At 37.6% G+C, this 22914-nt stretch carries 22 protein-coding genes and 4 pseudogenes; 16 read left to right on the top strand and 10 right to left on the bottom strand.

Annotated elements, in window-relative coordinates; all coding sequences use genetic code 11:
* The first annotated feature begins 2 nt into the window (after positions 1-2).
* Together E0H94_RS15550 and E0H94_RS15555 are read left to right on the top strand one after the other, a co-directional pair.
* A complete protein-coding gene (locus E0H94_RS15550; RefSeq protein ID WP_205679307.1) occupies positions 3-1016 on the top strand; it encodes an LLM class flavin-dependent oxidoreductase in 1014 nt (337 codons plus the stop codon).
* A 75-nt stretch (positions 1017-1091) separates the two neighbouring features.
* Positions 1092-1787, top strand: a complete 696-nt coding sequence (locus E0H94_RS15555; RefSeq protein ID WP_131327334.1) for a hypothetical protein — start codon at positions 1092-1094, stop codon at positions 1785-1787.
* A gap of 103 nt (positions 1788-1890) precedes the next feature.
* On the opposite strand, the pseudogene E0H94_RS15560 reads toward E0H94_RS15555, so the two are convergent.
* Positions 1891-2268 (bottom strand): annotated as a pseudogene (locus tag E0H94_RS15560) (transposase); the annotation flags it as partial.
* A 47-nt stretch (positions 2269-2315) separates the two neighbouring features.
* On the opposite strand from E0H94_RS15560, the pseudogene E0H94_RS15565 reads away from it, so the two are divergent.
* The 8 genes and pseudogenes from E0H94_RS15565 to E0H94_RS15600 all read left to right on the top strand — a co-directional run.
* Positions 2316-2732, top strand: a pseudogene (locus E0H94_RS15565) (transposase); the annotation flags it as partial.
* Between the two features lie 218 nt (positions 2733-2950).
* On the top strand, positions 2951-3592 hold the full coding sequence (locus E0H94_RS15570; protein WP_131327335.1) for an SOS response-associated peptidase: 642 nt from the start codon (positions 2951-2953) through the stop codon (positions 3590-3592).
* A gap of 111 nt (positions 3593-3703) precedes the next feature.
* Complete coding sequence (locus E0H94_RS15575; protein ID WP_131327336.1) at positions 3704-4330, top strand: LexA family protein; 627 nt, start codon at positions 3704-3706, stop codon at positions 4328-4330.
* A gap of 14 nt (positions 4331-4344) precedes the next feature.
* On the top strand, positions 4345-5640 hold the full coding sequence (locus tag E0H94_RS15580; protein WP_131327337.1) for a Y-family DNA polymerase: 1296 nt from the start codon (positions 4345-4347) through the stop codon (positions 5638-5640).
* A gap of 3 nt (positions 5641-5643) precedes the next feature.
* Positions 5644-5862 carry a hypothetical protein gene (locus E0H94_RS15585; protein ID WP_131327338.1) on the top strand — a complete coding sequence of 73 codons (219 nt, stop codon included), beginning with the start codon at positions 5644-5646 and terminating at the stop codon, positions 5860-5862.
* A gap of 246 nt (positions 5863-6108) precedes the next feature.
* A complete protein-coding gene (locus E0H94_RS15590; protein WP_131327339.1) occupies positions 6109-6369 on the top strand; it encodes a helix-turn-helix domain-containing protein in 261 nt (86 codons plus the stop codon).
* Positions 6366-7577, top strand: a complete 1212-nt coding sequence (locus E0H94_RS15595) for a type II toxin-antitoxin system HipA family toxin (protein ID WP_131327340.1) — start codon at positions 6366-6368, stop codon at positions 7575-7577. The genes E0H94_RS15590 and E0H94_RS15595 overlap by 4 nt, the downstream gene beginning before the upstream one ends.
* A gap of 224 nt (positions 7578-7801) precedes the next feature.
* Entirely contained in the window at positions 7802-10540 is a 2739-nt protein-coding gene (locus E0H94_RS15600) for a UvrD-helicase domain-containing protein (protein WP_131327341.1), read from the top strand.
* Positions 10541-11031: 491 nt separating this feature from the next.
* Here the strand turns inward: E0H94_RS15600 and E0H94_RS15605 are convergent, their stop codons facing one another.
* Positions 11032-11253 carry a helix-turn-helix domain-containing protein gene (locus E0H94_RS15605; RefSeq protein WP_032019221.1) on the bottom strand — a complete coding sequence of 74 codons (222 nt, stop codon included), beginning with the start codon at positions 11251-11253 and terminating at the stop codon, positions 11032-11034.
* Positions 11254-11448: 195 nt separating this feature from the next.
* On the opposite strand from E0H94_RS15605, the gene E0H94_RS15610 reads away from it, so the two are divergent.
* The gene (locus E0H94_RS15610) at positions 11449-11700 is read left to right on the top strand and encodes a hypothetical protein (RefSeq protein WP_004882744.1); all 252 of its coding nucleotides are present in this window, start codon (positions 11449-11451) and stop codon (positions 11698-11700) included.
* Positions 11701-11901: 201 nt separating this feature from the next.
* On the opposite strand, the gene E0H94_RS15615 is transcribed toward E0H94_RS15610, so the two are convergent.
* The 3 genes and pseudogenes from E0H94_RS15615 to E0H94_RS15625 all read right to left on the bottom strand — a co-directional run bounded on the left by E0H94_RS15615 (position 11902) and on the right by E0H94_RS15625 (position 14558).
* Entirely contained in the window at positions 11902-13101 is a 1200-nt protein-coding gene (locus E0H94_RS15615) for a tyrosine-type recombinase/integrase (RefSeq protein ID WP_131327342.1), read from the bottom strand.
* Positions 13102-13379: 278 nt separating this feature from the next.
* Positions 13380-13628: pseudogene (locus E0H94_RS15620) on the bottom strand (transposase); the annotation flags it as partial.
* 60 nt (positions 13629-13688) lie between these two features.
* Entirely contained in the window at positions 13689-14558 is an 870-nt protein-coding gene (locus E0H94_RS15625) for a LysR family transcriptional regulator (RefSeq protein ID WP_131327343.1), read from the bottom strand.
* 176 nt (positions 14559-14734) lie between these two features.
* Here E0H94_RS15625 and E0H94_RS15630 point away from each other — a divergent pair, with 176 nt between their 5' ends.
* Positions 14735-15442, top strand: a complete 708-nt coding sequence (locus E0H94_RS15630) for an AzlC family ABC transporter permease (protein WP_264757563.1) — start codon at positions 14735-14737, stop codon at positions 15440-15442.
* 2 nt (positions 15443-15444) lie between these two features.
* On the top strand, positions 15445-15759 hold the full coding sequence (locus E0H94_RS15635) for an AzlD family protein (RefSeq protein ID WP_131327344.1): 315 nt from the start codon (positions 15445-15447) through the stop codon (positions 15757-15759).
* Between the two features lie 120 nt (positions 15760-15879).
* Here E0H94_RS15635 and E0H94_RS15640 read toward each other — a convergent pair whose 3' ends face one another.
* Positions 15880-17172, bottom strand: coding sequence for an aminotransferase class I/II-fold pyridoxal phosphate-dependent enzyme (locus E0H94_RS15640; RefSeq protein ID WP_131327345.1), 1293 nt, complete (start codon positions 17170-17172; stop codon positions 15880-15882).
* Positions 17173-17199: 27 nt separating this feature from the next.
* Positions 17200-18582 carry an MFS transporter gene (locus E0H94_RS15645; RefSeq protein ID WP_131327346.1) on the bottom strand — a complete coding sequence of 461 codons (1383 nt, stop codon included), beginning with the start codon at positions 18580-18582 and terminating at the stop codon, positions 17200-17202.
* 143 nt (positions 18583-18725) lie between these two features.
* Here E0H94_RS15645 and E0H94_RS15650 point away from each other — a divergent pair, with 143 nt between their 5' ends.
* Both E0H94_RS15650 and E0H94_RS15655 read left to right on the top strand, forming a co-directional pair.
* Complete coding sequence (locus E0H94_RS15650) at positions 18726-19625, top strand: LysR family transcriptional regulator (protein ID WP_264757564.1); 900 nt, start codon at positions 18726-18728, stop codon at positions 19623-19625.
* Positions 19626-19630: 5 nt separating this feature from the next.
* Positions 19631-20329 carry an alpha/beta fold hydrolase gene (locus E0H94_RS15655; protein ID WP_131327362.1) on the top strand — a complete coding sequence of 233 codons (699 nt, stop codon included), beginning with the start codon at positions 19631-19633 and terminating at the stop codon, positions 20327-20329.
* 157 nt (positions 20330-20486) lie between these two features.
* On the opposite strand, the gene panB is transcribed toward E0H94_RS15655, so the two are convergent.
* Both panB and E0H94_RS15665 read right to left on the bottom strand, forming a co-directional pair.
* On the bottom strand, positions 20487-21281 hold the full coding sequence (gene panB / locus E0H94_RS15660) for a 3-methyl-2-oxobutanoate hydroxymethyltransferase (RefSeq protein ID WP_131327348.1): 795 nt from the start codon (positions 21279-21281) through the stop codon (positions 20487-20489).
* Positions 21282-21320: 39 nt separating this feature from the next.
* Positions 21321-21956, bottom strand: a complete 636-nt coding sequence (locus E0H94_RS15665) for a LysE family translocator (RefSeq protein ID WP_131327349.1) — start codon at positions 21954-21956, stop codon at positions 21321-21323.
* Positions 21957-22065: 109 nt separating this feature from the next.
* Here E0H94_RS15665 and E0H94_RS15670 point away from each other — a divergent pair, with 109 nt between their 5' ends.
* The gene (locus E0H94_RS15670; protein WP_131327350.1) at positions 22066-22518 is read left to right on the top strand and encodes an Lrp/AsnC family transcriptional regulator; all 453 of its coding nucleotides are present in this window, start codon (positions 22066-22068) and stop codon (positions 22516-22518) included.
* 154 nt (positions 22519-22672) lie between these two features.
* Here the strand turns inward: E0H94_RS15670 and E0H94_RS18780 are convergent.
* Positions 22673-22848: pseudogene (locus E0H94_RS18780) on the bottom strand (IS5/IS1182 family transposase); the annotation flags it as partial.
* Positions 22849-22914: the final 66 nt, after the last annotated feature.

Consider the following 22914-nt stretch of genomic DNA (forward strand, 5'->3'; position numbering starts at 1 on the left):
ACATGTCTGATGCTAACTTGCAACTGAGTATTTTAGATTACGCCCCTGTCGATGAAGGTCTGATGGCCAGTGATGCTTTGGCTGCCAGTGTGCGTCTGGCGCAATCTGCTGAACAACTTGGGATTTATCGTTATTGGGTGTCGGAACATCATGGTATGCCTGCGGCTGCCAGCAATTCACCTGAAATTTTAATGTCTCGAATTGCCTCTGCCACTCAAAACATTCGCGTGGGTTCTGGCGCAGTGTTATTGCCGAACTATAGCAGTTTGAAAATTGCTGAAAATTATCAACTGTTAGAATCCTTGTTTCCAAACCGTGTAGATTTGGGCATTGGGCGTGCGCCTGGTGCTGACCCTCGAACAGGTGCGGCATTGAATGAGGAAAAAGGCAGATCAGTTCCTTACGGACAAAAAGTATCGGATTTGATGGGCTTTATTACAGGACAGCATCCTGAAAATTCACGTTATGCAGGAATGCGTGCACATCCCGAAACCCAAAGCCAATTGCAACCGTTTGTCCTCGGTGCATCGGGTTCTACCGCAGAATTTGCCGCTGAAATGGGCTTAGGTTTTACTTTTGCACACTTCATCAACCCTAGCAGTGATGGACCGAACGCAGCCGATGCCTATCGTGATGCCTTTAAAGCCCGTCATTTTGCAGCACAACCGACCGTTGTCGCATGTGTATTTGTTGCAGTCGGTGACACGGAGGCGGAAGCCAAAGCCTTCGCCGATGCTTTTCATCTATGGTTGATTTATGCAGAAAGTGCACATCCTTTTGATCGTGTGCCATCGCTTGAAACCACTGCTGCTCATACATGGACAGCCAGTGAACTGGCGATACGTGAACGTAATCAAGGGCGTTTGATTTCGGGCACACCTGATCAAGTGGCTCAGCAACTGCGTCAGCTTGCACAAGATTATGGAACCAATGAAGTCATGATCAATCTCATGATGCCGAATGAAACTGCCCGTCTTCGTGCACTGGATACATTAACAACCGCACTCAAGATTTAAGCCACTTCCCCCATCCAACAACTGCATGGGGGAATGCCCTTTTAGACTCAATTCAACAACAGGGTAGCTATCCTTATGCTTGATTTTCAACGCCAGTATATGGCTTTGCATTTGGCACATCGTTGGTTTGCATTTCTCGAAGCCCCTGTGGGTGATCTGCATAGCCATCTGTCCATCTTCCATCCCCAAGTGAGATTGTCAGGTCATCGGGGGCATCATTTATTTGCCCATGACCACGACAGCCTAATCACTTGGTTTGCAGCCGTCCCTGATGAAATCAGTTCACATCATATTGTGCATGCAAATTTTGCCACCGCTCAAAATGGCGAAGGTCACTTGAATATGGTGATTGCTTATCAGACCCCAACAGCATCAGGGGTACATGGTTCGATCATCAGCTATGAAACACGGATTGAGTTTAGTGCTGAAGGTGCTCGTTTCATCGCACTCGATAAAACCCCAATTCTAGCTAACACCCGACCAGAATATGAAACGTCATGGGCAATGAACCGTGTCTTAGCGCGTGTTTATGCTGAACTGGCAGTTATTACTGAATCTGATGGTCAGCTGACTCAGATATTGGGTGAAGCGGTAAGCCAAGTCACCGTCCATGCACCTGTAGCCGAAGCCAGCACCGACTATGTGGCGCAGCTCAGTTGTATCAGTGGTATACCTGCAAGCCAGCATACCCTACAACTGACAGTGCATGATGATGGTCATAGCAGTTTGCCAAGCTTTGTTGAGATACAACGCTGTTTGCCTGTGCCCTAAGCAACGGTATAGGCAAGATTTTTTCTAGTTCTCTAGTCAATCTCTTATAATTACCAAAATTCAAACACATTGAATGAAAAGGAACTTTTGTTCCTTTTTAGGCTTTGTTGCCTAAAGCTTTAAAAACTATATCCAGCCCATTGCAACTCTTTTCATAGTTAATTTGAATATCAATATGCGTTTGTCTTCTGTAAATGGTCGAGTAATCTGGTGCAGCCCAATCTAATCCGCAAAGTTTAATCAGGCTTTGTACAAAGCCAGTGACCATACGTAAAGAAAGTCGAAATATGGCTTTAATCATTAAGCAGCATTGGATGGCTGTGTCAGAGTAAGTTTGATTTCGACCATGTTTGCTTTTTGATTGGGCGTACCATTGTGTTTTGGAATCAAACTAAATGGCAATATTCCCACGATTAATGAGAGCTCAGTTGTATGTGGACCAATTGGTTGTACGGTAGATTTTAGGTGTAGGCTTATTCATCTCAAAATTATATTGTGGAATAAGCCTTTAGAGATAGGTTTGTGCAACAAAGTCTATCACGTGGTAAAAGTTCGATCGGCTGGTTTTATGGCTGTAAATTGCTTATCGCGATGAATCAATTGGGTGAAATCGCTTGTTCTGCCTTGTCTAATGGACATGTGGCTGACATAAAAATGGTAGAGCATTTAGTTGATGGTTTAGAAGCAAAACTTTATGCGGATCGTTGCTATATCAGCCAATAATTAAAAATTCAAGATATTGATTTTATTGTCTATTATCGAAAGAATATGCTGTCTGTTCAACTCTGTGAATCAGATGAATATCATTTAAAACAGCGTAATAAAATAGAAACGTTATTCAGCTTATTGAAAGGTCAATACAATTTAGTGACGAGTAAGGCACGTAGTATTCATAGATTTCTAAGTGGGATTTACGCAACGTTATGCGCATACCAATTAACCTAACGAAATAAACCAAAAATTCAAATTATGGAATCATTGCCTTAAACAGGATTCGGGTTAACTAAGCTACTAAGATTAACCCACTTTGTTTATGCAAAAAGTGGACTGCCACCACTCTCCTAATCAAATATGTTGAGCCATTTTATAAAGACCTTTGCCGACCTTTTAGATTTGAAAGTATCATATAATTCTATGCAATATATTGAGGTATAGATTCCCCAATGTGCTCAAATTACCTATTTCCAAGTAAAAGAAATTTGACACGCTTGGGTGTCGATACCAGTCAGTTTGATCTAGAAATTAAGGATCATGTATTCCCTTCTTACCATGCCCCAATCATCCTGAATGGAGCTGACCACTTAGAACTTGATATCGCAAAGTTTGGATTACTGCCGAGCTGGGCGAAAGAATTACGATTTAGCAACCACACTTATAATGCTCGGTCAGAGTCTGTAGCGGATAAGCCAAGCTTTCGCCATGCATGGAAGTACAGTAAGTTTTGCTTGGTGCCGGTTCAGGAGTTCTATGAACCCAAATATATTAATGGGAAGCCACATTGGTACACCATCAAACGTGCAGATGATCAACCTTTTACGGTTGCAGGGATCTATGATGATGCTGTGATTGATGGGAATAAAGTTCGCTCGTTTTCTATGCTGACCATTAACTCAGATCATCACCCCTTCATGAAGCAGTTCCATGCACCTAAGGATGAAAAACGATCCATCATCGTCATTCCAGAGCAGTACAGAAAAGATTGGCTGACTGCTGATCATGAACACGCGCATGAATATTTCTTTCAAATGCCAGATGAATTCGTCACATTTCCACGCGATGAGCAGAAACAAAACGTCTTATTCTGACGCGCCCTTGTTTATTCACAATTTTTTGTATTTGAATTTTAAACACTGTTAGTAATATCCTATTTATACAAATTCTACTTCCAAACACGCCTCGTAGCGTAGGAGTATCACATGTCTAAGAAGTTGCCTATCTACTTCTCTGACGACGCATGGTCATCTTTACAAGAGCTCATGGGTCCAGAGGGTAAGCCAAGCCCAACAATCAATACCGTTCTAGAACAAATCGCTGTTCAAAATGAACTTGTCGAGAAATTGGGGCTTACTGCAGTACTACCAAAATCCAAAGTTTCTATTCCAGTCTCTTTAGAACGTATCCCTGCTGGTCCCGCTTTCAGCACCAAGGATGAACAAGACAAAGCGCTTGATCTCAATGAATTCCTGATTCATAACCCTATTTCTACATTCATTGCATATGTAGACAGTGAATCCATGCTGGATGCAGGGTTTGAAATCAATGACCCGATCATTGTCGATCGCAGCATCGAAGCTAAACATTACGACATTGTAGTTGCCTTAATCGATAATAGTGCTTCAACCATTAAGCGGTTAATGATTACAAGCAAGATGTTTAAGTCTGAAATCAAAGAGTTTTTTGGAGACGAAGACTACCCGCTTCCACAATTTTGGTTAAAAGCCGAGAATTCTAACTACAATCACATTATCCCCGATGACAGCCAAACGATATCTGTCTGGGGTGTAGTGACTTTCAACTTAAAACGTATTCATCACCGCTCATAAAAAGAAGAATAAAAATGAAAAGTGAAAATGAGATATTCGCGTTAGTCGACGTGAATAATTGCTACGTCTCGTGTGAACGTGTGTTTAATCCTGCCCTAAATGATCGCCCGACCATTGTGCTCAGTAACAATGACGGTTGTGCTGTAGCTAGAAGCCAAGAGGCCAAAGATCTAGGCATCAAAATGGGTGTTCCTGTATTTCAAATTCAGGATCTGATCAAACAACACAACATTCAGGTTTTATCGAGTAATTTCTCTTTGTATCGGGAAATGTCCAGACGATTTATGGAACTGCTTGGTGGCCATGTAGCACCAGGAGAACAAGAGGTCTATTCGATTGATGAGTGCTTTCTAAAGCTAACAGCCTATGAACACTTATTCGATCTCACTGAATACGCGCAAGATATGAGAATAAAGGCATTTCAGTGGTTGGGCCTACCCTGCTGTATTGGGATTGGCCGCTCGAAAACCGAAGCCAAAATTGCCAATCATCTCGCCAAGAAGAATAAATTCTTCAATGGTGTATGTAATCTAGTGCATACGGATCCATGTTCTACTGAGACACTACTCGCGCAAGTTGATGTGTCTGAGGTCTGGGGTGTCGGTAGACAAAACTGTAAGAAGCTCAATGCTATGGGCATCCAATCTGTTTTGGATCTCATCAATGCCAATCCTAAAGAAATTAAAAAGCAGTTCAGTGTCGTGATGGAAAAGACTGTGCTTGAGTTACAGGGCCTTTCCTGTATCGATCTGACTGACGATGCAGTAGCGAAGAAGCAAATCATCAGTAGTCGCTCATACGGCACCCCTGTGTATGAAGTGGATGATATTAAAGCTTCGGTACGACTCTATGTAGCCAGAGCCGTAAAGCGAATGCGAGATGATGGTTCAATCTGCAAGATGATTGGGGTTTATATTCAAACCAGTCGATTTGATAAGACTCAGCGCTACTCGCCCTATATCGTCGTTCAGATGCACGAACATACAGATGATTTACTGCAAATTACCAAAGCCGCGATGAAAGGTATCGATCAGATTTTTAAGAAGGGTTTTAAGTATAAAAAGACGGGAATCGTGCTGCTTGAAATTACAGATAAATCAAAGTTTGTACCCGACTTATTCACTGACTATTCACACAAGCAAGAACGCGAAAAACTTTCAGATGCAATCGAAGCCATCAGTGAAAGATTTGGGAAGAATCTCCTCACGTTAGGTATTGCCAACAGTCAAGAAGCCTCATGGCATATGAATCAAAACCTTAGATCACCATCATATTTAACAAAATGGTCTGACTTACCAAGAATAGGATAAAACATGCACTTATTTAAACTTACTGACGAACAACTGGCTCAGATCTTAATCCCGAAACGATTTGTGCCACCGACACCGACTGAACTTGAAGGCAAGAACATGGTTTATGTTTTTGATAGTGAAGATAAGTTTGAACTGACTTACGAGGAGTTGGTGGAAATTATCAGCAAAGCGAGGATGGCTGGACCAAAATTGATTCCTGTGCTGGGAACAGTAAATTAAAACTTATTTTCATAACCGAAAAAGGCAAAAACTGTGAAGGGATTTTTTTGATGATGTTTTTACTCTTTTAAAATGAATAGTATTCAAGTAGCTCTGCTTCTAGCCAAAGTTGATGGATTTAACGTACTTTCGTGCAGGACATTTTTTTTGTTATATAACCTTTAATATGTTAGCTATATAGATAACTTTATATATCTTATATAGAATATATTAGCCATATGGCTAATATATTCTAATCAAAATACTATGGCAAGCAGAGCTGAAATTGGCAAAAAAGTGCGTATAGCGCGTAAATCCCTTGGTTATACGCAACAAAAGTTATCCGAATTGACTCGAATCAATAAGACCACAATTTCAGAGATTGAGAATGGACGCTTTACGGGTTCTTTTGACATATTTGAACGTGTAATTGATGCTGTTGAGTTACAGTTTGATGTATCTGCAAAGCAACACACACTGCCCCATTGGGATGAGATTGAAAATATGTTTGCTGAGGAGGATGAATGAATATTTCGAGTAATCTTCCTACAAAAATTACCAATATCACAGTCTATGCTAATCAGACTGAATTAGGCGTATTGACCTATGGTTCAGTGCACCACTATCAACCAACACAAGAACAACAACATGTGTCACTCACCATGACCCAAAAAGGCATGGATGGGTATTCATCAGACTCAATTCACCCAATATTTGCTCAGAATATACCAGAAGGCGTTAATCGTAGATTTATTGCTGAAAAGCTTGCCAGATATGCCAAAGTTAATGACATGTATTTATTGGCACTTCAAGGAGATCAAGGCATCGGCATGCTCTCATACAAAAGTGAGCTAAATCTTCCTGAAGTTGAATCCTTGAGTCTAAATGAAATTTTATCCTACCGTAGCAATACTCCCCTTTTTCCTCAGCTTTTAGATAAATACTATCTCAGGACTTCATTGGCTGGGATTCAACCTAAAGTCAGTATTCCTAATGCAGAGACTATTCAGACCGATCAAACAATTCAGCAAAGAGATTTGATTGTAAAGTCATTTGAGTCTGAATTTCCATTACTCACCGTTAATGAATTTGTCTGTATGCAGGCTGCACAGTATTGTGGGCTTGAGCCTCCACGGACTTACTTATCTGATAATTTAGAAACATATGTCGTAGAAAGGTTTGATAGATCCAGTGATGGTACAAAACTAGGCTATGAAGACTTTGCGACGCTCATGAAAAAGTCAAATGACCCTTATGCCAAATATACCGGTAGCTATGAAAAGTTATTGAAAGCGACCTATCTATACACTGGTAGCGTGGCTGAAGTTGAGAAAATGTATAAATACATTGTATTCAACTGTTTAATCGGCAATGGTGATGCACACCTTAAAAACTTTGCACTGCAATACACCTCAGATATGAAGAGTATTTTTGTGTCACCACCATTTGATATTACGCATACGCTGATCTATGACTCAATTGATCATAAAATGGCACTCAAACTGGCTGGTAGTAAAGCATTTCCAGATCTTTCACATCTCATTAAATTGGCTGAAAGCGACCACTTTAGAATTAGAAATCCTAAAGAAATCATAGAGTCCTTGAGTGAAAATATATTGATCTATCTTCGAACCTCAAATGAAGTTCAGCTATTTGATGGATTACGAGCATCAATTGAACGTTCAATATCAGATATTATGACTTCAAGCTCTGAGAGCTTCAAACTACCGAAATGATAAAAAATGAAATAAGTATTATTTATCTAAATTACCTAAGACAAAGTTCAAAAGAACTCCTCATCAACTCGCTACCAATTATATTAATCTACAAAAATAGAGATAACATAATTTAATCCACTGATGTTATGCCAACAAAAATGGCAGAATAAAATTTATGTAAACTTTATAATTAGTTATGAAGTTTTAAGTATTAGAAAATCATTTTTTCATTTTAGGCTATTATGGATATACGACCAAGTTTACTCAGCTACATCTTTGCAGGATCTACCAAGTGGCGAATTAATTATACTTTTCCTGAGCTGATACTCGAACTGGATACCAAAAACATAAAGCTTAATCCAGAACAAGTGCTAGAAACACATATTCATAAAGGTTGGGTATGGTCATCATTGACACTAAAAACCCTCGATCAAAATTTTCAGTTCAAAGGTATATTCAATTCACAGGCTGAAGAGTTTCAAATCAAACTTCATAATGATGCAGAATTCCTAAGAAATAAAAGAAATGCTGAAAAAATTAAGGAAACTTTAAAACCATTCTTACTCGAATACCAAAATTTTATCCAACAAAGTATTTACCTATCCTATCATCTATGCAACCTGTTCAGATCAGACTTATCACAAAGATCAAAAGCCTTAGTAGAACAATTTAGCAGCCTCATTCAAAGGGATAGCTATTTGGAATTTGAGCCTGTACTACAAAATCAGTTTGAACAACTTCGACAATTTATTGAGTTATCGATTCAGGCAAACTACTCTATTGATGCCCAAAATAAGCGCTTCGTTGAAAGTGAATTAAAAACTCATAAGAAATTTTTTGATCAGGTAGAAAGTACCCCCTTAACTAATGAACAACGGGTTTCCTCCATCATCTTCGAAGACCGCAACCTATTGGTTGCTGCAGCGGGTTCGGGGAAAACATCCACGATTGTTGGGAAAGTGGGATACGCCCTATTAACTGGGCTCTATAAACCAGAAGAGATTCTTGTTCTGGCATTCAATAAAAATGCAGGCGAGGAACTGAGTGAACGCATTAGCTTTAGGCTAAATGATATTCTCACCCAGTTTAATACTAGTGTTGAAGCACTTAATTTCCATAAATTTGGTGTCAAAATTATTGGGAAAGCTACTGGTAAAAGCCCATCTGTATCCAACGATGCAGGAAATCCTCGAGCCCTCCTGAATCGGATTATTCAACAATTATTAGAAACAGACCCTGACTTTCAGGAGAAGTACCGTTTATTTAAAACAGCTTATTTAAGACCACCATTATCACCTTTCGCTTTTAAGACCAGAAATGATTGGGAGAAGGCACAGAAAAGATCATTTGACAGATTTAAAGATGGTTTCGAAACCTATCAAGGAGAGATTGTTAAATCCCATGGCGAAAAAGCAATAGCCAACTGGTTATATAGCCAAGGAATTCCTTATCAGTACGAAAGAAACTACGAGCATGAAACAGCCGATGAAGCTCACCGCCAATATAAGCCTGATTTTTACCTTCCTGAAATAAATCTATATCTAGAACATTATGCTGTAGACCAGCATGGTAAAACACCCGCACATTTTGGGCAAAAATATCTGGATGACATGAAATGGAAGTCAGAAACTCATCAAAAGTATAAAACTGATTTAATCAGTACAACCTTTCATGAATTTATTACAGGTACTATTTTTAAGAAATTGGAACATGAGCTGAAATCAAGGGGACAAGCATTTAAGCCACGTAGTCTCGCTGAGATTAACGCCAAGGCACAGTCTATTTATGAATTTGATGCTAATGATCTTTATGCCAGCTTTTTAAGTCATTACAAGTCAAATCAAGCCAATATTACCAGCCTATTAGCCAGAACATCCCTCACCCTACGCGAAAGTCTTTTTTTACAGTTATTTTCTAAGGTTTACCAAAAATATGAACAGTTCTTGAAAAATAACAATGAATACGACTTCGATGACCTGCTAATTGAGTCTGCTCAGTTAATTAATGAAATGAAATACCAAAGCCCTTTCAAACTTATTATAGTTGATGAGTTTCAGGATACATCTCAAGCTAGAGCCAGACTCATTCTGTCCTTATTGAATCAGGTACCAGAAGCAAAACTGTTTTGTGTTGGGGATGATTGGCAAGCTATATACCGTTTTGCAGGCTCGGACATCAGTATTTTTACTCAATTTGAAAAGGTCTTTGGCTACACAAAACAAACTCAACTTACTCAGACATTCCGCTCAAATCAGGGTATTGCCAATGTCGCTAGTGGCTTTATCCAAAAAAATAAATCCCAGCTTCAAAAAGTGGTCAATGCTGTTGATCAGACCAGCCGTAAAGTAGTCGAAATAAACTTCTCCACTAAGAATCAGGAAATTAATGAATACCTGATTAAAACCATTATGGAAATCAATAATGCCAATACTGGTTCAGGCAGGAAAAAATCTATTTATATTTTGGGTCGCTATAAACACCACAAACCGAATTTAGACAGTATTTTGCCATTTCTTAGAAATTGTACTTTTGAGTTTAAAACCATCCATTCTTCCAAAGGCTTACAAGCAGACTATGTCATTCTTCTAGGCTTAAATAGTGGTGGTAGCGCATTCCCTGCTGAAAAAGAAGATGATCCATTACTAAACTTAGTCTTACCACAGCCAGAAACACATGCTTTTGCGGAAGAACGCCGTTTGTTCTATGTTGCACTGACTCGTGCAAAGGAAAAAGCTTATTTAATTGGCGAACGTGGTTCAGTTTTTCTTGAAGAAATTACCCAAAATCCTAATTTTAAGGAATTTATTGATATACCTCAGGACGAACATAGATCGATCAATCATGACATCCCACCTGAATGGTTGTGTCCAAAATGTGGGCAAGGCAGACTCAGGAAAATAACTAGCGGACCTTATGGAGCATTTTTAGGTTGCAATCGCTACCCAAATTGCGGATACAAAAAGAGTTTAAAGCGTCGTTGAATTCTGATGAATTTGTTGAACAGAAAAGTTAGCAATTTTTAGACACCCTAAAGTTAGCTAAAATAGCTAATAAACAAGGTGTTTAATTAGTGCGATGAAAGGCTAAAATTTGCTAAATCTCCTCTCTCCTGATCATCAGATTCCTCATTAGAACTAATTTGGACAGATTTTTCTAGAAAGCATTCTGTTCATTTACGGCCCCTTTCACAAAGGACAAAGGCATAAATGATTGTAGAAAATGTAAGGTTAGCATAAGATATCTTTATAAATTGCAGTGAAGTCATAGTTCCTTATATGCGATTTATACTAAATGGAACTTACCCTCAATAGTTACTGCTATTGTGTATCGGGTAAGTTCCAAATTATTATCTTCGATAAAGAAAATACCCTGCCATTAGATTAATTCCAAAAAAAACGTGCTAAACACATAATTTATTTTTTATGAAAACTGGTTGTAAATACGATGTGAAGTTTTCCCTGGTAAAGTAAACTTAATCTTTTTCTTCAATCTCTTCTGTATATTCAAATAATTCATTCATCGTACAGTTAAAGTATTTACACAACTTATCAGCAACAGGCAATTCAATACGTACAGCTCGGTCATAATACATATTAGTGAGCGTATTCCGATTGATTCCTGTTGCATGCACCACATCACTTAATTTTAAAATTTTTCGATCGCCCATTAGGCTGGATAACTTACAAGTAATCATATATAGATTTAATTACAAAAAATAACCTGCTGTGGGTTATTTTTAGTTGTTGGCCAAGTAATACTTTGCTAAATTTAACCTACAGCAGGTTATTATATCTTTTAGAAAGTATAGTTTATCAATTTCAATTAGATTATAACTTTTTAAATATAAGGATTGAACCAGCATTCGATTATTTTGTGGAGATACCCTACTGTGATGCCAGATGAGTTATTGATCAGCCAGCAAGCTCGTGATTTAGGAAATCAATTGATTAAAGAAATAAACATCAATAAGGGTTTTGGAATGGCATGCTTTCTTGGTGTTAATTCTTGTTATGATAATCACCAAGCCGTACTTGTTTGGACATTTCAATTATTAGAAAATGAGCCTCAATTAACTGAATTAGCAGAAATTAAAAAATATTTTCTTTCATTCTTTCCAGATAGCGTCTATCAATTAGCCTAAGCTGTATGGAATACATTTTTTTTATACAAAAATTTATTAGAATCAAATTTAATTCAGTAAGAATCCGTCAAAATAACAAAAAAATAAACACCTTATGTAAGGTATAACTGCACGAACAGTAATTTTCATTACGAAAGCACTTACAACATTATTTAAATATTTTATTATTAATTTAAAATAACTTATATAAATATAAAATTATCACTGAACAGTACTTAAATAATCTCCCCACCACTGCATCATTTCAGTTCGTTGAATTAAATAATCAGCATGATTATAGCTGGCACGTGTACGATTCTTATCAATATGTGAAAGTTGTGCCTCAATCCAATTATCTTGGAACAAACCGGAGTCATTCAAAATAGTACTGAAGGTAGAACGTAATCCATGGGAAGAAAGTTGATGTTTGCCATACCCCATCTTACGTATAGCCATATTTAATGTATTAAAATGAATCGGGTGATTCTGCTTTCGTGGACTAGCAAAAATGAATTTTTCACCCAATGACCATTGCATAGCATCTTTTAAAATCTCTAAAGCCTGATCTGAAAGTGGAACTAAAAAATCTGGAATTTCATGCCCCAGGATAACTTTACGTCGAAACTGTTTAATATGTAGGGCTGGAATCCGCCATATTTTATCTTTTAAATCAAAATGATGAGGTTCAGCCAATAACAATTCTGCTCCTCGCACCCCCGTATGCAATTTAAACATGAGTGCTTTTTTAATGATGGGATGCGCATCCAACTTTTGTAATTTATACATAAAATCTGAGATATCTTGCGCTTTTAAATAAGGGTAGTTCTTTTTGATTTTATTATTAACAGCAATTTTATTTAAACCATGCGCGATATTGAATTCGCAATAACCCATGGCGACAGCATAGTCATAAATTTGGTTCAAATAACTACAAGCTTTTTTGACAGGTTCTTTGACTTGACGTGACTCTATTTTTCTAATTATCGAAACTAGGTCATAGCGCTTAATGTCTTGAAAAGAGAAATCCTGTAGATCCGGATAAATATCTTGTTGTAAACATTTTTCTGCTAACTGGAGAACACCACAGCGTGGTAAATCATTGAAAGCATTTTTAAGTTTGAACTGTAGCCACTCCTCTCCGACCTGACGAAAGGTAATTAAATTGGAAACAGTCTCATTTTCAAAACAGAAATTATTGTCTCTAAAATCATCTCTGACTTGTCGTGCCTTTTTCAGCGATAAATCCGGATAAAGCCCTAATTGAATTCGGCGGCGTTTCTTGGTTTTTGGATCGGTATAGCGATAACTCCAAGATTTTCTTCCATTGGGTTCAATTTTTAGACTAAGTCCATCCTCATCGGATAAAAAACAAGTTTTTTCCTTGCAATGAGCTTGGCGAACTTTAATTTCAGTAAGACTCATGAGATTTGAATGAAACCTATCAATGGACTGATCAGATCAATTATATCAAAATAGGAGAAAATATATATGATGCGTATGGTACGCATCATATAAAATTGTAATATATTGTTTTACATATTTATTATTAACAATTCTAAGGTTTTAGTAACCATCATGAGTACCACTTCTACTTTTAGTTCCCAACAATGAACTTTTATGTAATCAATTTTAAATACGTCTTATGAAGCTAATTATTTAAATTCCTAGATGACTTCCTCTACCTTTTATTAGCATTTTCATATTTGGATGAGACTTTGAACAAAGCTAGTGACCATACGTAAAGACAGATGGAATAAGGATTTAATCACTAAACAACATTAGATTGCTGTGTCAGAGTAAATTTGATTTCGACCTTGTTTATCAGTTATTTGCACATACCATTGAGCTTGGGAATCAAACCGAACGGCAATATTTCCACGATAAAAGAGAGCTGAGTTGTATGAAGAGCAGTTGAGAGTACGGTAAATTTTAGGGGTAGGCTTATTCATTTGAAAATTATATTGTCAAATAATTTGTTAACGGTAGGTTTGTGCAACAAAGCTATTTTTTTAATAAGCAATTGATTGTCTTAGAGTCTTCACTAAAAGGTCATATAAATGATCAACCGCTTTTGAATTCAAAGATGCTCGACTTCGATAAACAGAGGTTTCCATGGGCTCTAATGGGCCTAATCCATGCTCTGCTCCCAAAATCTCTAAATGTTTAGGTGCACTACATTGAGTAAAGACAGCTACAGCCAACCCACTTTCAACCGCTGCAATTTGTCCAATTAGACTTGAACTATTATAAACTACACGATATCGACGACCTTGCAATGCAAGTGAGTTGATTGCACTTTTTTTGGCTAAACTTGTACTCTCATAAACGGCAATTGGTATCGGATCTTCACGCCATAATTCAAATTGTGGCGAACCAACCCAAACCATAGGTTCATGGAACAATAAGGTACCTTGACGAACGTTATCTCTTGAAATTAATGCTAAGTCTATCTCCCCATTTTCAACACGCGGGATTAATGAAGTAGATTGTTCACAAATCAATTCTATTTCAACCCCACTATAACGAGGTGCAAAACGCTTAAGTACAGGAGTTAAATATTTTGCTGCATAGTCATCGGGTACACCAAGTCTAATCCGACCTGTTAATTCTTCACTATGAAATGCCATTTGTGTTTCATGATGCAAATCTAATATACGCCGTGCATAACCTAAAAGAATTTGTCCTTCAGACGTAAGCTGAATTTGTCTATGAGTCCGAATCAAAAGTTGACATTCTAAAGCTGCTTCTAATTTTTTTAATTGCATGCTGACCGCTGATTGTGAACGGTATAGCTCAGGTGCCGCACTTGAAAGAGAACCTGTATCCACAACTGTGACAAAACATTTGAGCCAATCAATCTGTAAGTTTTGTAGATTCATGCTTGCGATTATTTATTCGATTTTCGAATAGTATATAAGAAAATTATGCGCTTTTCTTTACTAATCTTTAAATTCATAATTCATCTGAAGGCACATTAAATGTTGCTTTTCAGCTTTGTAAACAGCCTATCCCTCTTTAATACCCCCCACAAACCATTTAAATAGCTAAGGAAATCATGGTGCATCATATCGAACAGAATACTTATTCATTAAATTCTGCTGAAATTTGGTCAGGTTTTAAGAGTCTTCTGCCAATTTCATGTTTTGTGGCAATTTTCGGTGCTGCCTTTGGATTAGCAGCAACCCAAGTTGGACTCGACAACAGCACGATTATGTCGATGAGTACATTTGTCTTTGCGGGCGCATCACAATTCGCCACTCTAGATCTTTGGGGTGAAAAAATATCGCTCATCCCCTTAATGGTCACTGTTTTTTTTATTAATGCTCGACATCTATTAATGGGGGCATCTCTTTATCCTTGGCTTCGCCATTTACCTCCTATTAAACGATACAGTATTTTACTGGTCATTTCTGATGCGAATTGGGCACTTTCCTTACAAGCATTTAATCGTGGGGAATCAGGTATAGGGCTTCTGTTTGGTGGAGGCATTGCCCTCTGGCTTGCTTGGATTTTGGGCACTGGGCTTGGTTTATATTTTGGCAATGTTATACACAATCCAACATTGCTGGGATTAGATATGGTAATGGCCTGTTTCCTACTCTCCATGGTTGTAGGTGGTCAAAAAAATCTGAGAATACTCATCATCTGGACAGCCGCAGCTTGTAGTTCATTATTGGCTTATTGGTATTTACCCGAAAACAGTCATGTTGTTGTAGGTGCCTTAGTGGGTGGAATCGTAGGAATTTTCTGGAAAGAGAAATAAGCATGAATGTAGAAATTAGCACCACTTATACGTTGATTATTATTTCTATTATGGCCATTGTGACATTAGCCACGCGTTGGGGTGGTGTTCTGATTATGTCCTATGTTCCGATTAGTGATCGGGTACAACGATTCATTAATGCGATGTCTGGATCTGTACTCGTGGCACTTTTAGCACCAATCGCTATTGAAGGTGATCATGGCGCACGTTTAGCATTGCTCACGACATTAATCCTGATGTTAGTATCTAAAAAACCACTGTTGGCGATTGCAGCAGGAATATTAGCAGCAGCATTATTTCGCCAATATACAACATAACCAATTGAATAATTTTAATTATTGTTAAAAAATTAAAACAAAATAAATTTAATATGATTCAATGTTAAAAAATAAAAAAGCCTGTCATCAAGCAGGCTTTTTTAAATTAAGTCGAATAAATTAGTCTCTCATTTGAATAAGATAATCCCAACTTGCTTTTTCAATACACGTCGCAATAATTTCTATTGTTAGCTTTAATTCATCTAACTCTGGATATGATGGTGCAATCCTAAGCTGAGCATCTTCAGGGTCTATGCCATATGGAAAACAAGCCCCCGGGGTTGAAAAAATAATTCCTGCTTGTTTTGCAAGTTCAACTATTTTTTTGGCCGTACCAGAAATCACATTCAAACTAATAAAATAGCCTCCGTTCGGACGAGTCCAATCAGCAATTCCATATGGGCTAAGCTTAGAGCCAAAAATATCATGGATCATATCAAACTTGGGTTTTAAAACTTTACGATGTTCTTGCATGAGGAGTTTAATATGAGAAGCATCTTTTAAAAAACGGAATTGTTTAAGCTGATTCACTTTATCTGGCCCAACATTACGAATAGACGCCGCTTTTAACCACCAATTTATATTGGCTTTAGACCCAGCTAGAAATGCAATACCATGTCCGGGTAATGTCATTTTAGATGTTGATGCAAATATCAGAGCACGGTTTTCATGATTGTATTGAACACATGCATGATAAATATTTTTGATTTCTTTCTCCGTTTCACCAATGTCATGAACCATATAAGCATTATCCCAAAACAGCCTAAAATCTTTTGCTGCTGTCGGCATGGAAGCTAAAGCATCTATGACATCATTCGAATATACAGTTCCTGTTGGATTACTATACTTTGGCACACACCACATCCCTTTAATAGACGCATCATTTGCAACCAATATCTTAATAGCTTCGATATCTGGCCCATCGTCAAGCATAGCCACTGAAATCATTCGGATACCCAAATGTTCGCAGATTGCAAAATGTCGATCATAGCCGGGAACTGCACAAATAAATGCGATACCCTGTTCTTCATTACACCAAGGCTTTTCACTATCGGGTGTGCCAAACAGCCATGCTTGAACGACACATTCATACATCAAAGCCAAACTAGAAGGAGCATGTGCCACGATTTGCTCAGCTGGCAAACCTATAAATGATGAAAATAAACGACGAAGTTCAATTAATCCTTGATGACCTCCATAATTTCGGCAGTCTAAACCATCTTCATTAAGGTAGGGTTCTATCAACGGCTGATCTAATAAAGTCTGCGAAAGTCCAAGTTGTAATTGGGATGGAATGCCACGAGAGATGTTGATATTTAGGTTCAAATTACAGTAATTTTCAAACTCTGCATCTACACGTCTCTTTTGCTGGATTAAAAACTCTTTTGAAAACAAAGGAAGTGGAAAATTCATTAGATAACTCTTATATAAAATAATCTATTAATTCATTTTTGGTTTTTTCAAACGATGTAAGCTAAAAATACAACCTAAAGCTGCACAGATACTCCCCAACCATATTGCGATTTCAGGTCCATCCTGATTCCATATATGAAAACATTGAGCCACTAATGCAGCGCCACAGGTTTGTCCTAATAATCGAGAAACTGCAACGATGCCACTGGCTCCGCCACTTCTATGTGTCGGTGCATTACTCATGATTGCTTTCATATTCGGTGCTTGGAATAAGCCGAATCCAAGCCCACAGACCGTCAAACGCCACACAATGGAAAAGGACTCAGGGCTTAGTGATAACGTTGTTAAAGACCACATTCCTAAACTGAGTATGAATAATCCGAGGCTACAGAGAATGCCCGCAGAAAATCGATCACTTAATGGACTCACTACGACTGCCATGACCGCAACAACAATAGGCCACGCGGGCAGTAGAAAGCCTATACTGATGAGTGAGATCCCTAGAGTATTTTGAAAAAGAAAAGGTAGTGAAATAAAGGCCAATGCTTGTGTTGCAAAAGCACTGATCGATGTCAATGAGGACAAACCAATAATCGGAATACGTAATAAATCAATGGAAAGAATGGGTGCAGAATGATTGGCTTGTAATTTAAGCAAACCCAATAGGCAAGCTATACTCAGTATCATTGACATCACTGTTTTAGAGATATCATCTGGGTTTTCAAATGAACACAAACTAAAAGTGAACAGCCCCAGAAAAGCAGTACACAGTACACCTGATAAAATATCAAAGCGTAAAGCCTGCCCTTTTACAAAAGGTAGATAATGCACGGATAAAATAAGTGCAATTAATCCGACTGGCAGGTTCAATAAGAACAACCAGTGCCAAGTCGTAAACGATAAAATAATCGAAGCAAATAATGGTCCTAATGCAAAACCTACCGCAACCACTAAGGCATTTAGGCTTAAACCTCGACCTAACCGTTTAAGCGGATAAATATGCCGTATAAAGGCCGTATTTACACTCATGATGGCTGCTGCGCCAATCCCTTGAAGTACTCGACCAAAGACCAATCCATCTAGAGATGTTGCAAGTCCACAAATGAGAGATGCTATACAAAATAGGATTAGACCATCAATATAGATGCGTCGATAACCAATTGATTCACCTAAAGCTGAAAAGGGTAATAGTGTAGCAATCATTGCAATTTGATAAGCATTTGCTACCCAAATCACTGAAGCTTCAGCAACTTGTAAATCCTTCACAATATGAGGAAGTGCTGTATTACTTATCGTTGTATCGAGACTTGCAAGTGTGACAGCTGTCATTAATGCAAACATAGCCATTCGACGTTGATGAGCATTGATATAAACTTCGTTGTCTATAGCAACAGAGGTTGAGAGATTCATGATGCATTCAGAATGATGTTTGCGATTAGACATTATCGCCATGCAACTACTATCTTTCTAATGAATATTAAATATAGTAAAATTCATAAAACAAATAGTGGTTAGATTTAAATCTCGTGAATCTAAGAACAATAGATCTGAATTTGTTAGTTGCACTAGATGCTTTGCTGACAGAAAGGCATGTGACCCGTGCCGCTGCAAAGGTTTGCTTAAGCCAACCTGCCATGAGTAATGCATTAAAGCGCTTACGTTATTTATTACAAGACGATCTGCTGATTCGTACCTCACAAGGAATGGAAGCAACGCCGCGTGCCTTAGAACTCATTGAGCCTGTTCGCCAAATTTTACATCAGGCAGAAAGATTACTTGAATCAGCAATGTTTTTTGACCCTTACCAGTCTACGATGCAATTAAGACTGCGGATGTCCGATGTTTTAGAATATTTGTTATTGCCCGGTCTATTTAAAATTTTAGAAAAAGAAGCACCTAAAATCCGATTAGACATTACCCATATCTCCCCTATTGATACCATTTTGGCATTAGAAAACGACCAAATCGATTTAGCCATCAGTATGGATTTAAATCACTCCAGCACCATCAAGTCAGAAGACTTGTTTCAAGATCGTATGGTCTGTGTCATGTCTGAAACCCATCCTTTAAGCAAAGAGAAACTCACTTTAGAAAACTTTTTAGCACAAGAACATTTAAAGGTTTCAATGAGCCCAATTGATGGTCGTTATGTTGACACAGCATTATCGAAATTAGGTCGTTTCAGAAATGTTTCTGTGAATACCCCTCACTGGTTAGTTGTGCCTCAACTATTAAGACATTCATCAATGATATCGGTCATGTCAGAACATCTGGTCAAAAAAGCAGGTCGAAAACTCATTTATAAAGAACTTCCTTTTGATAGTGATAAGTTTAACTGGTCAATGTATTGGCACCGTCGTAATGATGCTACACCTGCCCAGTGTTGGCTACGATCTAAAATCATGGAAGTTGCTCATAATATACAGTTTGCGAATGAGGACAGTAAAAAATGATTTCAATGAATGAGAATCAGGTATCTGTGGTCTTAATTCCGGGTTTTATGTTGGATGAATCGCTTTGGGATGAAGTGGTTGATGAAATGCCTAAAGAGTGGAATACGTTAAGAGCAAATTTATCGAAAGGTGAAACCATCGCAGAGATTGCTCAAAACATTGCTCAAAATGCTCCACAAAAATTTATCGTCATTGGTTTTTCATTAGGCGGATATATTGCAAGATCTTTAGCTGAACAATTTCCTGAAAGAGTTGCAGGCCTTATACTGATTGCTTCTTCAATGCGTCCAGATAGTCAGCAGCAAAAAGAACATAAATTAGCTGCGATTAAACTGAATTCTAAAGAAAAATTTCGTGGCTTAAGTTCGATTTCTATTTTAAAAACACTACATCCATCAAATACGAACAATAAATTTCTTGTAAAAAGAATTCAGGAAATGGGCAAAAAATTGGGCTATGACGCATTTGTTAAGCAATCCATGCTCAACAGAAATGTATATGACATGAGTAAAATTAAATGCCCAACCTTGATTATATCTGGTGCTCAAGATCAGGTTCGCTCAACTGAGGAAGCAATCGAGTTAAATGATCAAATTCTAAATGCTCGTTTAGAGACAATCGATAATACTGGTCATATGATTCCGATTGAACAACCTAAGGTACTGGTATCTCTCATCTTTAATTGGCTAAAAGATCTAAATTAGACATATCGACACAATATTTTCTTTACTTTAAATACATCAAAATTTAGTATCCGCAGAATATGCAACAAAAACCCTGACACCCTATCAGGGTTTTTGTATTTGATGTTTTGGTATAAATTATAACTATAGAAAAATGCTTAAATTAAAGACTGAAAAATTAGTAAATATATTGATGCTTTTCACTTGGAAATGAACCATCTTTAACAGCCAGTACGTACGACTTTATAGCATCTTGTACAGTCAATTGTCCTTCCATAAAATTACGAACAAACTTGGCTGTTTTTTCATTGAGCCCCAACATATCATGTAATACTAAGACTTGAGCATCTGTTTCTGCTCCAGCACCAATACCGATAACGGGAATATCTACAGCCTTGGTAATTTTTTCAGCCAAATTGGATGGTACACATTCTAATAACAACATTGCTGCGCCAGATTCTTCTAATTTCTTAGCCGATTCTAATAACTGCTTGGCTTTTTCTGCTGTTCTACCTTGTACTTTAAATCCTCCTAGTACATTGACTGCTTGAGGTGTTAAACCGATATGTGCACACACAGGAATCCCATTTTTTGTTAGGCGGGTAATGGTGTCACAAAGCCAGATATCACCTTCCAGCTTAACCATATGAGCGCCTGCCTGCATCAATACACCCGCATTTTTTAACGCTTGCTCAGGTAAAGAGTAAGTCATAAAAGGTAAATCAGAGATGATAAATGCTTGGTTATTCCCTTTTTTAACACATGCTGTGTGATATGCCATATGTTCAATTGTTACAGGTAAAGTACTATCGTGACCTTGTAAAACCATTCCTAGAGTATCCCCAACAAGCAAAGCATCAATGCCAGCTTGATTTGAAATTTTGGAAAAAGTTGAATCATAGCAAGTTAAAACTGCGATTTTGTCTCCATCCTTTTTCATCTTTTTTAATGTCTGTAATGTAACTTGTTGCATGATTTTTCCTCACGATTTCATCTATTAAATTTTTTGCGCTTATCCAAAACTGTAATGTTTAACCTGATCTATGATTAAAATAATGGCGATTAAAACCATTAAGCCTCCTGAAATTTGGCTAACAATCTGTGCTAAGCGTGGACGCGTTTTTAATAAGATTTGGGCGCTAAAACCTACTAAAATATAAACTACGGCACAGCTAAGAATATGGATTAATCCCAAAGAAATAATTTGTGTAGAAATAGACCACGATGCAGATGAATGAATAAACTGAGGTAATAATGCTAGGAATAACAGAAAGACTTTTGGGTTTAGTCCACTTACCCCAAATCCTTTAACAACCCAGTTCCACCCTTGTTTATTAGCATCTAGGTTTAGGTTATTTTCACTAGATATAGTTGCTGGATAAAGAGATAAACCAATCCCCATCCATAATAAATAAAGTGATCCAATAATCGTGAGCACCATAAGGGCTATAGGTTGACTCGCAACAAGTGCCCCTACACCCGCAGCAACTACAAGAGTCGCTATAAAATGGCCAAGCAGTAACCCAGAAATAGCTGGTAAAACTCTGCCTCTAATTCCAGCTGAAATCGCATATGCCCAATCAGCACCCGGAGTGATTACAAAAAGAATGGATATACTCCAAAAAGCGATAAGTGTATTAAATGTCATAAATTAAAAAATCATCCCATCTTACAAGCTGGAAAGAATAAGCCTTAAGATTTAGAATGTGCTTTCAAATAGTTCCTCATAACTCAATTTAAATGGAAGATTTTTCCAAATGGATAAGATAGATAGAAAGATTCTTGCGGAATTGCAATCTAATGGGCGTTTATCCATTACAGAATTGGCAGAAAAAGTAGGCTTGAGTCTTTCACCATGTCATCGAAGACTTCGGACTTTAGAGGAGTCTGGGATAATAAAAGGATATTGTGCTCAACTCGAAGCTAGTCGTATTGGGCTGAATTTTTCGACGATTGTATTTGTGACTATGAAGGATGGAGACAAAAAAACCATTACTCATTTTGAGGAAGCTATTCTTGATATTCCTCACATCATTCAAGCACAGCGTTTATTTGGAGATCCTGATTATTTATTACATGTGATAGTGAGCGATTTAACTAGTTTTCAAAAACTATATGATGAAAAACTTTCTGCTCTTCCGGGAGTTCAACGACTTACATCCACGATGGTCATGAAAAGTGTGATTTCTAACCGATTATTACCCTTATAAAATATGTTCAGTGACTCAGTGAAATTTGGACGAATGAATCTTTATTTAAACCAATTATGTCAAGAATACATATTTAGTTTTTACACTAAATATCAAAATCTTAGGATTTATTGCATAAACATAGAAGAATTAAGGCTTCCCTAAAAAACTAAAATTTAAGTGACAATTCACACAAAGATTTGAAGATTAAATTTGCCCTAGCTGCATTAGAATAGGTTTGATTTAGTCTGTGTTTACCTTGTGGTTGAGCTTACCATATCGGTATGTTTCCTCGATTGTGTAAGAGCACCAATTCGTTGTACGGTAGACTTTAGGTATCGGTTTATTCATTTGGAAAATATATTGCTGAATAAGTCGTCATGGATTGGTTTGAGCAACAAAGCTGTTTACTTATAA

The organism is Acinetobacter sp. ANC 4173, from assembly GCF_004331255.1.
In the GTDB taxonomy this organism is placed as follows: domain Bacteria; phylum Pseudomonadota; class Gammaproteobacteria; order Pseudomonadales; family Moraxellaceae; genus Acinetobacter.

Coding starts and splice junctions, on each gene's coding strand:
- E0H94_RS15655 (WP_131327362.1), top strand. CDS start 19,631: ATGAATGAGAATCAGGTATCTGTGGTCTTAATTCCGGGTTTTATGTTG.
- E0H94_RS15585 (WP_131327338.1), top strand. CDS start 5,644: ATGCACTTATTTAAACTTACTGACGAACAACTGGCTCAGATCTTAATC.
- E0H94_RS15600 (WP_131327341.1), top strand. CDS start 7,802: ATGGATATACGACCAAGTTTACTCAGCTACATCTTTGCAGGATCTACC.
- E0H94_RS15555 (WP_131327334.1), top strand. CDS start 1,092: ATGCTTGATTTTCAACGCCAGTATATGGCTTTGCATTTGGCACATCGT.
- E0H94_RS15670 (WP_131327350.1), top strand. CDS start 22,066: ATGGATAAGATAGATAGAAAGATTCTTGCGGAATTGCAATCTAATGGG.
- E0H94_RS15645 (WP_131327346.1), bottom strand. CDS start 18,582: ATGAATCTCTCAACCTCTGTTGCTATAGACAACGAAGTTTATATCAAT.
- E0H94_RS15630 (WP_264757563.1), top strand. CDS start 14,735: ATGGTGCATCATATCGAACAGAATACTTATTCATTAAATTCTGCTGAA.
- panB (WP_131327348.1), bottom strand. CDS start 21,281: ATGCAACAAGTTACATTACAGACATTAAAAAAGATGAAAAAGGATGGA.
- E0H94_RS15580 (WP_131327337.1), top strand. CDS start 4,345: ATGAAAAGTGAAAATGAGATATTCGCGTTAGTCGACGTGAATAATTGC.
- E0H94_RS15595 (WP_131327340.1), top strand. CDS start 6,366: ATGAATATTTCGAGTAATCTTCCTACAAAAATTACCAATATCACAGTC.
- E0H94_RS15605 (WP_032019221.1), bottom strand. CDS start 11,253: ATGATTACTTGTAAGTTATCCAGCCTAATGGGCGATCGAAAAATTTTA.
- E0H94_RS15575 (WP_131327336.1), top strand. CDS start 3,704: ATGTCTAAGAAGTTGCCTATCTACTTCTCTGACGACGCATGGTCATCT.
- E0H94_RS15590 (WP_131327339.1), top strand. CDS start 6,109: ATGGCAAGCAGAGCTGAAATTGGCAAAAAAGTGCGTATAGCGCGTAAA.
- E0H94_RS15635 (WP_131327344.1), top strand. CDS start 15,445: ATGAATGTAGAAATTAGCACCACTTATACGTTGATTATTATTTCTATT.
- E0H94_RS15640 (WP_131327345.1), bottom strand. CDS start 17,172: ATGAATTTTCCACTTCCTTTGTTTTCAAAAGAGTTTTTAATCCAGCAA.
- E0H94_RS15625 (WP_131327343.1), bottom strand. CDS start 14,558: ATGAATCTACAAAACTTACAGATTGATTGGCTCAAATGTTTTGTCACA.
- E0H94_RS15570 (WP_131327335.1), top strand. CDS start 2,951: ATGTGCTCAAATTACCTATTTCCAAGTAAAAGAAATTTGACACGCTTG.
- E0H94_RS15550 (WP_205679307.1), top strand. CDS start 3: ATGTCTGATGCTAACTTGCAACTGAGTATTTTAGATTACGCCCCTGTC.
- E0H94_RS15665 (WP_131327349.1), bottom strand. CDS start 21,956: ATGACATTTAATACACTTATCGCTTTTTGGAGTATATCCATTCTTTTT.
- E0H94_RS15615 (WP_131327342.1), bottom strand. CDS start 13,101: ATGAGTCTTACTGAAATTAAAGTTCGCCAAGCTCATTGCAAGGAAAAA.